Source organism: Desulfobacterales bacterium (assembly GCA_029211065.1).
Lineage (GTDB): Bacteria > Desulfobacterota > Desulfobacteria > Desulfobacterales > JARGFK01 > JARGFK01.
The window spans coordinates 1-12,715 of record JARGFK010000122.1; the positions used below are offsets into that span (position 1 = coordinate 1).

Consider the following 12,715-nt stretch of genomic DNA (forward strand, 5'->3'; position numbering starts at 1 on the left):
CGCGCCAAATGATTATTGGAGGTAACCCTCTACATATAGTGGGCGGTTGAGTTAACTGCATACCCAGTTTAATAAAAAAATATTAAAATCTGCCAGGGAGAATCATGATGCCGGACAAACCCAATAAGCGAATCGGAATTATCGGCTATGGCCAAATCGGAGCGTCCTTATATGAACAGGTTCAGCAAACACCGGAGCTCCATCTTGAAGTCGCCTTTATTTATGAATCCGATCCGCAAAAGCAAAAACTCATTCCGGCTGCACTCGCGATTGAATCAATGGATCTATCGGCTGATTTTAAACCCGATCTGGTTGTAGAAGCAGCTCACCCAAAAGCAGTCGGTCAATTTGCCGCAAAGGTGCTTCACCAAACGGATCTGATGATCATGTCGGTCTCAGCGCTGGCGGATGCAGCGCTTGAAGAGAATATCCGCAGCGTCTGCCGTCAAAACGGCACCCGCCTCTATATTCCCCATGGCGCCACTTTGGGTCTCGACGGCCTGAAAGACGGCATTTCCATCTGGGAAGAAGTCACCACCACAATGAAAAAAAATCCAAAAAATCTCAATTTTGACGCGGCACCAGATGTTCGGGCAGAAGACATCTCTTCTCGAACCATTCTCTACGATGGCCCCACCCGCGGGGTGCTGCCCCTTTACCCCAAGAACGTAAATTCCCATGCGACTCTGGCCATGGCAACGCTCGGAATGGACCGCACGCGGTCGGTCCTGGTGGCAGATCCCGCCCTGGATCTTTCAATCATTGAAATTGACGCCATCGGCGCCGGGACCCGCATTCATATCGAAAGGAGCAATCCCATCAAGGGGGTCACCGGCAAATTAACCATCCTTTCGGTGATGGAAAGCATCAAAAACATTCTCGGGGATCAGGAAGTCGTACGCATCTGTTAGAGGTAAAACCGGCTTTTGATAATGATACGTCACACTGCTCTCAGTGCCCTGCTTTCTACAGGCACCTGATTCCATGCATTTACCGATGGTTTTTTCAACTTAACATGTTTATTTAATTAAACATACCACATAGGCAAAAGCCTTGACACATACCACACCATATGATACGGGTTGTTTAATTTAGGGACATAAATTTTTCCTGAAAGCAGGCGAACCCTGTTTGGAAAAGGAGAGGGTTGAAATGACAGAAGAAAAAGACCTCAACAAAAGCGAAAATGCATCTGCCGGTTCAACCGAAAAAGAGGAAATCATCGATCTGACGGATGAGATAAAAACAACTCCGCAAAACGATGAGGAAATTATTGAACTTATGGATGAAGTTGTAAAAACCGATTCAACCGATCCGGCGGAGGATGTCGATAGTGCGCCCCAAGCGGAACCGGATATTCCTGCTGCCTCTGAAATGAGCCCAGAAACAGACGAAACAAGTGCTCCGGAAACGGCACCTGCAGCCTTTTTGGACGGGGAAATTAAGATCGGTGATGATGATATCGACGATGAAATCGATTTTGATGAAGGTGAACAGGATGACTTTATGAACTCGATGGGAATGGATTTGGAAACCGACTCCGCCATCAGTCAGCTCCCGGAAGAAAATGAATCCCTGCCGGAGCCCGCCCCGGCTGAAACCGCTCCCATCAACACTGACGCCATATCTTCTGGACAGATTGAAGCTGCCATTGAGCGTGTTGTCATGAAAATTCTCCCTGAAAAAATTGACGGCATCCTGTCGGCCACAATTGAAAAGACGCTCACCAGGGAAATTGATAAAATCAAAGGTCTTCTTCTCGAAGATTCATCCGGTGACAATCTGTAACACTTGAATGACGGCAATTATTTTCCGACTAATTAAATCTATCGCATCATTGGACCTTTGGGAAATGATCCATTTCGTTCAATTTCAAGGAAGACGATCCCGCCAAGACTTGTGGCGGATATAAATCCGAGTCTGACGCCGAAATTGGACAAAAAAGGTCGTTTTGCATAGGGTTCAATATGGTATCAGGGGATGTTTCTTAATCCCCATTTTTAATTTTATCGGCCGGTTTAACATTAGCGCTTTCTGAGGAATTATATTTTATGAGTCAAAATGCCATCGACAAAAGTTATGAGCCCATGGATGTTGAAAAGCGCTGGTATGAATTCTGGCAAAAGGAACAGCTTTTTGCTGCAAGGGAAGAAGACGACCGGCCTTCCTACGCCATTGTCATCCCCCCGCCCAATGTAACCGGTGTCCTTCACATGGGTCATGCCCTGAATGTGACCCTGCAGGATATTCTCTGCCGCTACCGAAAACTAAACGGCGACAATGTACTCTGGATGCCGGGGACGGATCATGCCGGCATCGCCACCCAGAACGTCGTAGAGAAAAAGCTCGCCGCCGAAGGCCGGGACCGGCACCAGCTCGGCAGGGATAAATTTATTGAAGCGGTCTGGGGGTGGCGTCAAAAATACGGCAATGCCATCATCAATCAATTAAAACGTCTCGGCGCATCCTGCGACTGGCAGCGGGAACGCTTTACCATGGATGAAGGACTTTCCCTGGCTGTCCGCAAAGTTTTTGTTCAACTCTATCAGGAAGGTCTGATTTACCGGGGCAACTATATCATCAACTGGTGCCACCGCTGCTATACGGCGCTTGCCGATTTGGAAGTCGAACACGAAGAGCATGACGGGAATCTGTATCATATCCGCTATCCCTATGGGGACGGACCCGACGGACTGGTGGTGGCAACCACACGCCCGGAGACGATGCTGGGAGATACGGCCGTGGCTGTCAACCCGGATGATGAAAGATATCAAAATATCAAGGCCGATACGGTAATCCTTCCGCTGTTGAAACGCGAGATACCCATCATTAAAGACAGTTATGTCGATATGTCCTTTGGAACCGGTGCTTTAAAAGTGACCCCGGCCCATGATCCCAACGATTTTGAAATCGGCAACCGCCATTCCCTGGAACGCATCAAGGTCATCGGCGATGACGGCATCATGACGGCTGCGGCCGGCCGGTTCGCCGGGTTGGATCGGTCTAAGTGCCGGGAGGCTGTGGTTGAAGCGCTTCAAGAAGAAGGCCTTCTTGTAAAAATAATTCCCCACAAGCACAGCGTCGGACACTGTTACCGCTGCAAAACCATTGTTGAGCCGAACCTTTCCAAGCAGTGGTTTATCAGCGCCAAGCCCCTGGCGGAAAAAGCCATGGCTGCAGTCGAAAAAGGTGAGACCCGCATAATCCCGGATATCTGGACCCATACCTATTTTGACTGGCTGACCAATATTCGGGACTGGTGCATTTCCCGTCAGATCTGGTGGGGACACCAGATCCCGGCATGGACCTGCGCAGACTGCGACGCCGTCATAGTAGCCATGGACACCCCCGATAGCTGCCCCGCCTGCGGCAAAAGCCAACTGGTGCAGGAAACGGATGTCCTGGACACCTGGTTCAGCTCCGCCCTCTGGCCGTTTTCCACCATGGGCTGGCCAAAGGATACGCTCTTGTTAAAAAAGTTTTATCCCACTTCGGTCCTGGTTACCGGATTTGATATTCTGTTTTTCTGGGTTGCCCGCATGATGATGATGGGAATTCATTTCATGAAGGATGTTCCCTTTAAAGATGTCTATGTGCATGCGCTGGTCCGTGACGAGGAAGGCAAAAAAATGAGCAAGTCAAAAGGAAACGCCATAGACCCCCTTGACATCATCGACCGCTACGGAACCGATGCCTTCCGTTTTACCCTGGCGGCTTTCGCGGCCCAGGGCAGAGACATCAAGATGTCTGAAAAGCGGGTGGAAGGCTACCGTCATTTTATCAACAAGCTATGGAATGCGGCCCGGTTCGCCCTGATGCACATCCGGAAAGGATATCCCCGAATCGACCGCCGCAACCTGTCTTTGCCGGACCGCTGGATATTATCCCGGCTCCGGCGGGTTACGGTTTCGGTCGCCGAAGCGCTCAACAGCTATCGATTCAATGATGCCGCCGGCGAACTCTATCAATTCGTCTGGCATGAATTCTGCGATTGGTATCTGGAGGCCATTAAACCGGCCCTTTACGACCAAAGCGATCCGGACCTTAAAGAAAAAACCGTTGCCGTGATGTGGCAGGTCATGCACGACACCCTTATCTTGCTGCACCCCTTTATCCCTTTTGTGACGGAAGAAATCTGGCACAAACTCCCGGGGACCGACGATTCCATCCTAAAGGCGGCATTCCCTGCGCCGGAGGCGGCATCTCCTCTTGAGGTCGCTGATGTTAAAGCCGAATCTGCAATGACACTGGTCATGGGCATCATCACCGGGGTCAGAAACATCCGGGGCGAAATGAACATCTCACCCTCTTTGGATCTAAAAGCTGCCGTTCACTCCCAGGACCCGGCGACCTTGGAAGCAATCACGGAACACCAGGGTATCATCATAAACCTGGCAAAACTCAATTCCCTGTCGATACACCAAACCGCCCAAAGACCCCGGGCCTCGGCAACGGCGATTGTAGACCGCGCCACAATATTTGTTTCCCTTGAGGGCATCATTGATTTCGCCAAGGAATCACAGCGGCTTGAAAAAGAAATCAACAAGCTGAACACTGAATTCAATGCCGTTTCCAGGAAATTAAATAATGAAGACTTTCTGAGTAAAGCCCCCCGGGAAATTGTTGCCAAAGTCAGGGAAAAGCACAAAACGTTTTCTGATAAACACCAGAAACTGCTGTCACACCTGGAAAGAATAAAATCGATGGGTATGGATAGTAGATGATCCCGCTGCGTGACACCCTTCGTTCGCAGAACTACCCCGTTGTTACCAGCAGCATCATTGTCATTAATGTGCTGGTGTTTTTTTTAGAAATGGCCCGGGGCCAGGATCTGGATTGGTTCCTTTATATTTACGGCCTGGTGCCGGCGCGCTACGCCATCCCCCATGTTGCCGCCTACTTCACAACGGGCCAGCAATTGTTTGCCCTCTTTTCTTTCATGTTTCTGCATGGCGGTTTTTGGCACTTGCTCGGCAATATGTGGTCGCTCTATATTTTCGGTGATAATATCGAAGATCGACTGGGTCCCCTTCGCTATCTGCTGTTTTACCTGTTGTGCGGACTGACATCCGGTCTGACCCATCTTTTGTTCAATTTAAGCTCAAATGTGCCCACCATCGGCGCCAGCGGCGCCATCGCCGGCGTTATGGGGGCCTATTTTATCCTGTACCCCCGGGCAAAAATCTTAACACTGATCCCCATCATTTTTATACCCTATTTTTTAGAGATCCCGGCATTTTTCTTTCTGGGCATCTGGTTGTTTTTTCAATTGCTCAATGCAGCCGGAAGCAATGGCGCCGGCGGAATCGCCTGGTGGGCGCATATCGGCGGGTTTATTTTCGGCATTATTTTCCTGAAGTTCCTGGATCGAATGCCGACAACCGGTATTAGCGCAAAAATTCGCAGCGCAACCGTCAAGCGCAACAGCCACCGCCTTCAAGTCATTCGCCCCATTATCCGCACCGACGATGCGCATCTATATGGCACGATTCAGATCTCCCCTTCCGAAGCCGAGGCCGGCACGCAAAAACTGGTCAATATCCCCTGGGGATTCCACAATCGGCTCTTCCGGGTAGTAGTCCCCCCCGGCACTCAAGCAGGGAGCAAATTGAGACTCCAGGGCCTGGGCAAACAGATGGCCGCCGGCCATGACAAAGGGGATTTATTTCTGACTGTTGTCATACAGTCATAGAAAATGGCTTATTTGAGCGTCAAAATGTAAGATTTGATTATCATGGCGGGATGATAGGATTTTTTGGCTTTGGCAAGGCCGGGGATGTTCATGTCGCTTTCCTTGTTGATATATTCATATTGGCTTAGCAATTCCCTGGCGCATTGGTTGTCAAAATACTGATAAAGCCCCTTGATGGTCGCATCGGCCTTTTCAAAATGCAGCACCCCCATGTTGGCGGTCAACTGCGAAGCTATCCCAAAGGCGCTGACTTTGCCGTCCAGGCGCAGCAGAAGTCCTTTGACTCCCAGCCCATCAATATTTTCAAGCGCATTGATCGTCGCCTGCTTCTCACAGGCCAGATTCAGATCGTCTTCCTCATCACAGTGGTTCTGCTCACACCATTCTTCCAGAAAATCAGTGCACTCGGGCACCGTCCGGGGCGTGATCGGTTCGATTTTTACATGGCCATTGGACAGATATTTCCTTTCAAACTGATGAATGAGATTTCTTTTTTTGGCATACTTGTTGCCTTTTAAGGCGACTAAATCATCGGTCCGGTAAACATAATCATTAAAATCTTTTTGCCCGATGACATTAAAAGAGGAGTTGATCCGTTTTTTTCCGTAGGCTTTAATATAATCCTCGGGCACAAACCAGAACGACTCAAAGCCGAATTTCTCGGCGAGATCGCTGAGTTCCTCGGGCGTATGTACTTTTACCGGAGATATCGGCAGAATGAGATGCCGGTTTTCTTTCTGAGTAGCAAACTCAGCTCCGATAATCAGAGATTCGCCGTCAACAGCGCCGTACGGTTTGTATTCTGTGTTGCTCCAGACAAGTATCAACGACAGCGAATATTCACACAATCGATATGCCTGCCGTCTAAAAAAACGTTTTAATTGGGGATAATCCGCGGGTGTTATCGGTTTAAGCACCATGGTCCTTTTTCAGCATCGGAACTGAGTTTGGCATTTTTTTAAAACCCAGCCGCTCATAAAATTGATAAGAATTTTTTTCGGCAATCAAACCAACCCAACCCAGGCCATCCCGGTGCAGACGCTCCACCAGTTTTTCAATGATACGGGTCCCGATTCCCCGGTCCCGATAGTTTTTTTTGACAGTTACATCCTGGATATAGGCATCGCTGGCGCCGTCACTCATGGCCCTTCCCATACCGATAATTTCACTGCCGCTCGTCACGATCATAAAACAGTGGCTCCCGGCGATGATGCGCGCCACCAAATCCGGATCATCGGGAGCATCGGTCCACCACCCCTCCATTCGATACAGGGCTATTATTTGTTGAATCTGCTCGGGGGTCGAAGAAGCCAGGAAGGTAAAAGTCAGCATAATGATTTAGCGCCAGAAGTCCTCACTCTGATAGGACGAAAGACATTACTTACCGGAATCATTGAAAAAGGGCTGAAACCCGGTTACGGCCGTTCTCCTTTGAAATATACATGGCCTTGTCCGCCCTTTCAACCAGGGCGGAGATTCTTTCACCGGCGATATATTCGGTAACACCGATGCTGATGGTAATTTTACTCTCTTGACCGGGATCCGGTGAAAAAACTTCCTTTTCAATACTGCTGCGAATTCTTTCAGCCACATGGACCGCCTCCTGGCCATTGGTTTCAGGCAGAATAACGGTAAACTCTTCGCCGCCGTATCGATAGGCGGTATCCATCTTTCTGAGGCAGGCCTTAATCACTTCTCCGATTCGAACCAGTACCTTGTCGCCTTCCAGATGGCCATAGGTGTCATTGTAAACCTTGAAATGGTCAATATCCAAAAGCAACAGCGACAGGGTATGGTGATAGCGGTTTGAACGGTCGACCTCCAGATCGACCTGATTGTAAAAATACCTCGAATTGTAAAGCTTTGTCAGGCCGTCGGTAATCGCGAGTTTTTGAAGTTTCCCCAGCATCTGGATGCGTTCACGGGTCAGCTGCTGTTCCTTGAGTACCCGTTTCAGACGCATCAGCAATTCCTTGTAACGGACCGGTTTGAATACCAAATCGCTGGCGCCTTTATTAATGGCCTCTTCATAGGAGTAATTTCCGCTGTACCCCGTCATCACAATGACATCCGTATCATAGCTTTTCTTAATCAGGTCGGTCAGCTCGAGTCCGTCCAGCCCCGGCAGCATAATATCAGTGATGACGACATTTATTTTCATCTTTTTCAGCAATTCCAGCGCTTCTTCAGCACTGGTGGCCTTGTAAGACTTATAGTTGGACATAGAGACAAATTCATGCAACGAATCTCTGATGGCCGCATCGTCATCCACAATTAAAACATTAATTTCCATCACCTCTCCCCGATCGTTTTATTTTTATTGATTTTAATATGTTCGACTAAAATCACCGGGGTTGACATCCATTCAAACTATCTGATAGATAGATGCAATTTTCTAAAACATTTATATAACTAGAAATACTGATGGTGTCAACCGCCTTTTCACTGATTGCTTAATCTGAACACCGGGCGCGCAACTCCGCAATAAAATCATTTTAGACATTTATGGAAACTATTCGAAATTTTAGTATTATCGCACATATCGATCACGGCAAGTCAACCTTGTCCGACCGGCTGATTCAGGCCACCGGAATCGTTTCGGAACGCGATTTTTTTGATCAGATCCTGGACAACATGGATATCGAACGCGAGCGGGGCATCACCATAAAGAGCCAAACCGTCTGCCTTCCCTATACGGCCAAAGATGGCCGGACCTATTTTTTAAATCTCATTGACACCCCCGGTCATGTCGATTTTTCCTACGAAGTTTCACGCGCCCTTGCTTCCTGTGAAGGCGCCCTCCTGCTGGTAGATGCCAGCCAGGGAGTCGAAGCCCAGACCCTGGCCAACCTCTATCTGGCGCTCGATCGTAATCTTGAAGTGATCCCCGTCATCAACAAGATCGATCTCCCCTCTGCCGACATCGAAAAAACATTAAAACAGATCGAGGACGATCTGGGTCTGGATCCGCAAACGGCGTTGTCGGTATCAGCAAAAGAAGGCATCGGGGTTGATAAAATCCTGGAAGCCATTGTTACGCTGCTGCCGGCCCCCACCGGCGATGCCGAAGCGCCCTTAAAGGCACTCATATTCGACTCCCATTACGACCCTTTCCGGGGTACCATCATCCATTGTCGGATTTTTCAAGGAACCATAAAACCGGGTGACACCATTGTCTTTATGTCCAATAACGCCACCTACAAGGTTGAAGAGATCGGTATCTTTCAACTCGTCCGGATTCCCCAAAAAGAGCTCTCGGCCGGCCAGGTGGGGTATATCATCGCCGGCATCAAAACCGTCAGCGATACGCGCTGCGGCGACACCATTACGCACAAAAACAGACCCTGCGACAAGCCCATGTCCGGATTTAAAGAGGCCAAGTCGGTGGTATTCTCATCGATTTATCCGGTGGCTTCCGATGCCTACGAAGACCTTTCAGCCGCCCTGCAGAAACTCAAGCTGAATGATGCCTCCCTGATATATGAAAAAGATTCTTCCGTTGCCCTGGGATTCGGTTTCCGCTGTGGATTCCTGGGTTTACTTCATCTGGAAGTCGTTCAGGAAAGGCTTGAACGCGAGTATGACCTGTCCCTGATTCTGACGGCGCCGTCGGTGCAATACCAGCTGACGATGGCCGACGGTTCGGAGCTCACCATCGACAATCCGTCCCTGTATCCCGATCCCACCCTTATCGCCACCACCAGGGAGCCGTTTATCCGGGCCGCCATCATCATCCCGGACCGGTATATGGGCGCCGTCATGAAACTCTGTCTTGACCGCCGGGGGATTAACAAAAATTATCAGTATCTTTCCAGCAATCGCCTGGAGATGATATTCGAACTTCCGCTGGCTGAAATTGTTTACGATTTCTATGATAAAATCAAATCCATTACCCAGGGCTACGGATCTTTTGACTATGAAATCAGCGGGTATCGCGAGACGGATCTTGTCAAACTGGACATTCTCATCAACAGTGAACGCGTCGATGCGCTGTCTCAGCTGGTTCACCGAGACAGAGCGGTGGAGCGGGCGCGCCACACCTGCGAAAGACTTCAGGAGGAAATTCCGCGCCAGATGTATAAAATTGCCATTCAAGGGGCCATTGGCGCAAAAATCATCGCCCGCACGACTGTGTCCCCTTTCCGAAAAGACGTGACCGCCAAATGCTATGGCGGCGATATTACGCGCAAGCGCAAGCTCCTTGAAAAACAAAAAAAAGGAAAAAAACGGATGAAGATGGTGGGAAAAGTCATGATTCCCCAATCGGCCTTTTTATCGGTTTTAAAAACATCGGAATAGTACACTATGGCTTCACCCTTAAATGCCTTGAAGATAAAATCCTCCAACTCATGCAAAATTCAGGTAGTTGTTTCATTGCCAAAACCGATGCCGTGCCTTTTTCGATTTCGATAGGGACATCCCTTCCAAAAAAATAGAGCCGCGTCCACGGAAACCGGTTGACAAGCCGTTTCAATAAATTATAGATTTTTAATTTATCATAATTACATTAACCCCCCAAAAAAAAGGAGATTTCGTTATGGGGATGACCATTACCGAAAAGATTCTTGCCCGCAATGCCGGTCTTGACAGCGTCAAACCCGGCACCCTGGTAAACGCCAAATTGGATATTGCCCTGGGAAATGACATCACCGCTCCCATCGCCATCGATCTGTTCAGGAAAAGCGGCGCCCAAAAGGTATTTGACAAAAACCGCGTGGTGCTGGTTCTGGACCATTTCGTCCCCAATAAAGATATCAAGTCGGCCACGCAATGCAAAATGATACGGGAATTTGCTCTGGAATACGGCATTGTTAACTTTTTTGATTCCGGTGATGCCGGTATCGAGCACGCCCTGTTGCCGGAAAAGGGGCTCGTTTTACCCGGCGATTTGATCATGGGGGCTGACAGTCACACCTGCACCTATGGCGCCCTGGGTACGTTTTCAACCGGTTGCGGCAGCACCGATCTGGCCGCTGCCATGATAACCGGAGAGCTGTGGTTCAAAGTGCCCGAGTCCATCAAATTTGTCTTCACGGGCAAACTGAATCCCTGGGTCGGCGGCAAGGATCTGATCCTCTATACCATCGGTGACATCGGCGTAGACGGTGCGCTATACAAAGCCATGGAGTTTACCGGACCGGTCATCAGGTCTTTAGGCATGTCCGACCGCCTCACCATGGCCAACATGGCCACCGAGGCCGGCGCCAAAAACGGGATCATCGAACCGGATGACATCACCGAGGCGTATGTATCCGGCCGTGCCGTGCGCCCGTACGAGTTTATAAAAAGCGATGACGATGCCGCTTATGAAACCATCAAGGAATATGATGTCAGTAATATTGAACCCCAGGTGGCTTTCCCCCACCTGCCGGAAAATACAAAAGGCGTCAGCGAGGCAGGCGACATCCCCATCGATCAGGCTGTCATCGGGTCCTGCACCAACGGCCGCATAGAAGATTTACGGATCGCCGCATCGATTCTGAAAGGGCGCAAGACGGCCCGCAGAACCCGGTTGATTATCATTCCGGCAACACCCACGATCTGGCGCACGGCCTTAAAAGAGGGACTGTTTGAAGTTTTTCTGGACGCCGGCGCCGTCATCAGTCCGCCCACCTGCGGTCCCTGCCTGGGCGGCTACATGGGCATCCTGGCAAAAGGTGAGCGGGCGGTGGCAACCACCAATCGAAACTTTGTCGGCCGCATGGGCCACACGGAAAGCGAAGTCTATCTTGCCAATCCCGCGGTGGCGGCCGCTTCCGCCGTGCTAGGTAAAATCGGCGGTCCGGACCAGCTCGGATAGACCGGTCCCCTTTATCAGGAAATTATTTTTTCTAAACATATAATTTATAAGGAAATATGCCATGAAGACAACCGGAAAGGTCTGGAAGTTTGGAGATGACGTTGACACGGATCTGATTATTCCCGCCAGGTATCTGAATACCAGCGATCCTGACGAACTGGCGCAGCACTGCATGGAAGATGTCGACCCCAGTTTTGCCGGCAAGGTGTCGCCCTCGGACATCATTGTGGCCGGCAAATACTTCGGCTGCGGATCGTCAAGAGAACATGCGCCCATTGCGATTAAAGCCGCCGGCGTCAGCTGTGTGATTGCAAAGAATTTTGCCCGGATTTTTTACAGAAACGCCTTCAATATGGGTCTTCTCATTCTGGAATGCGAAGACACCGATAAATTCCAAACCGGCGACAAACTGACCGTTGATTTTGACTCCGGTGAAATCATCCATACCGGAACAAAAAAGACATTTCAATCCCGGCCGATCCCGCCATTTATGCAGGAACTGGTTCAAAGCGGCGGCCTGATGAACTATATCGAAAAGAAGGCCAAGTAGGCCTCCTTGCGGCCGACGCCGGTTACAAGCCGATGGGATAAAAAGTTGCCAGATTAACCTAACTGTGTTATTTTTTACCATTAAAATAAAACAACACCGGAATGCTGCCTAATGAGTTTGGCAGACAACCTTAAACGGCTAAAGGGAAAGAGCGGATGGTCACAAATGTGACTGTCCGAACAGCGCGTTTAGATCCGGCAACAGGAGACATCATCATGGGCCATATTCAATACATCGCCGATGAGAACAACAATATTACCGGAGTCATTGTGCCCATAAACCTTTGGCGCGAGATTCAATCCGAGAAGGAGACGGCCTATCTTCTCAAAAGCGAAACGATGAAAAAACGATTGTCGGACGCTAAAAACCGCAAGAAAGGCATCCCCTTTGACGAAGCCTGTAAAAAGCTTGGAGTTTGATCCGGCCGGGTTCGAAGATTTTGCATGGTGGGTGGAACAAGACCGCAAAAAGGCCCTGCGTATTCTCAAACTGATCAAGGAAGTCCAGCGTGATCCGTTTAGCGGCACCGGCAAGCCCGAACCGCTTAAGCATGAGCTTTCCGGCTGCTGGTCCCGTCGCATCGACCAGGAGCACCGTCTAGTGTCTCGTCAACCATCAATTGTCGGATAGAGGCGGCGTAGTTTTATCCTGGCATCCTCGGCAGTGAATTGCC

12 protein-coding genes are annotated in these 12,715 nt (G+C 49.7%); 9 read left to right on the top strand and 3 right to left on the bottom strand.

Annotation, left to right across the window (positions count from 1 at the left end):
- Positions 1-104: 104 nt before the first annotated feature.
- The 4 genes from P1P89_19510 (at position 105) to P1P89_19525 (ending at position 5,692) form a co-directional block, all read left to right on the top strand.
- On the top strand, positions 105-911 hold the full coding sequence (locus tag P1P89_19510) for a DUF108 domain-containing protein (GenBank protein MDF1593700.1): 807 nt from the start codon (positions 105-107) through the stop codon (positions 909-911).
- Between the two features lie 241 nt (positions 912-1,152).
- A complete protein-coding gene (locus P1P89_19515) occupies positions 1,153-1,788 on the top strand; it encodes a hypothetical protein (GenBank protein ID MDF1593701.1) in 636 nt (211 codons plus the stop codon).
- Positions 1,789-2,051: 263 nt separating this feature from the next.
- The gene (locus P1P89_19520; GenBank protein MDF1593702.1) at positions 2,052-4,724 is read left to right on the top strand and encodes a valine--tRNA ligase; all 2,673 of its coding nucleotides are present in this window, start codon (positions 2,052-2,054) and stop codon (positions 4,722-4,724) included.
- On the top strand, positions 4,721-5,692 hold the full coding sequence (locus P1P89_19525) for a rhomboid family intramembrane serine protease (GenBank protein MDF1593703.1): 972 nt from the start codon (positions 4,721-4,723) through the stop codon (positions 5,690-5,692). The genes P1P89_19520 and P1P89_19525 overlap by 4 nt, the downstream gene beginning before the upstream one ends.
- An 8-nt stretch (positions 5,693-5,700) precedes the next feature.
- Here the strand turns inward: P1P89_19525 and P1P89_19530 are convergent, their stop codons facing one another.
- The 3 genes from P1P89_19530 to P1P89_19540 are packed head-to-tail and all read right to left on the bottom strand — an operon-like array spanning position 5,701 to position 7,985.
- Positions 5,701-6,612, bottom strand: coding sequence for a phosphatidylglycerol lysyltransferase domain-containing protein (locus tag P1P89_19530; GenBank protein ID MDF1593704.1), 912 nt, complete (start codon positions 6,610-6,612; stop codon positions 5,701-5,703).
- Positions 6,602-7,024 (bottom strand): GNAT family N-acetyltransferase, encoded by a 423-nt coding sequence (locus P1P89_19535; GenBank protein MDF1593705.1) that lies wholly within the window; start codon positions 7,022-7,024, stop codon positions 6,602-6,604. The genes P1P89_19530 and P1P89_19535 overlap by 11 nt, the downstream gene beginning before the upstream one ends.
- Positions 7,025-7,082: 58 nt before the next feature.
- Positions 7,083-7,985 (bottom strand): diguanylate cyclase, encoded by a 903-nt coding sequence (locus tag P1P89_19540; protein MDF1593706.1) that lies wholly within the window; start codon positions 7,983-7,985, stop codon positions 7,083-7,085.
- Between the two features lie 212 nt (positions 7,986-8,197).
- Here P1P89_19540 and lepA point away from each other — a divergent pair, with 212 nt between their 5' ends.
- The 5 genes from lepA to P1P89_19565 all read left to right on the top strand — a co-directional run bounded on the left by lepA (position 8,198) and on the right by P1P89_19565 (position 12,672).
- Positions 8,198-9,991 (top strand): translation elongation factor 4, encoded by a 1,794-nt coding sequence (gene lepA / locus P1P89_19545; protein ID MDF1593707.1) that lies wholly within the window; start codon positions 8,198-8,200, stop codon positions 9,989-9,991.
- 238 nt (positions 9,992-10,229) lie between these two features.
- Positions 10,230-11,492, top strand: coding sequence for a 3-isopropylmalate dehydratase large subunit (gene leuC / locus P1P89_19550; protein MDF1593708.1), 1,263 nt, complete (start codon positions 10,230-10,232; stop codon positions 11,490-11,492).
- A 61-nt stretch (positions 11,493-11,553) separates the two neighbouring features.
- Complete coding sequence (locus tag P1P89_19555; protein ID MDF1593709.1) at positions 11,554-12,042, top strand: 3-isopropylmalate dehydratase small subunit; 489 nt, start codon at positions 11,554-11,556, stop codon at positions 12,040-12,042.
- 155 nt (positions 12,043-12,197) lie between these two features.
- On the top strand, positions 12,198-12,461 hold the full coding sequence (locus P1P89_19560; GenBank protein ID MDF1593710.1) for a prevent-host-death protein: 264 nt from the start codon (positions 12,198-12,200) through the stop codon (positions 12,459-12,461).
- On the top strand, positions 12,430-12,672 hold the full coding sequence (locus tag P1P89_19565; GenBank protein ID MDF1593711.1) for a Txe/YoeB family addiction module toxin: 243 nt from the start codon (positions 12,430-12,432) through the stop codon (positions 12,670-12,672). The genes P1P89_19560 and P1P89_19565 overlap by 32 nt, the downstream gene beginning before the upstream one ends.
- Positions 12,673-12,715 lie beyond the last annotated feature (43 nt).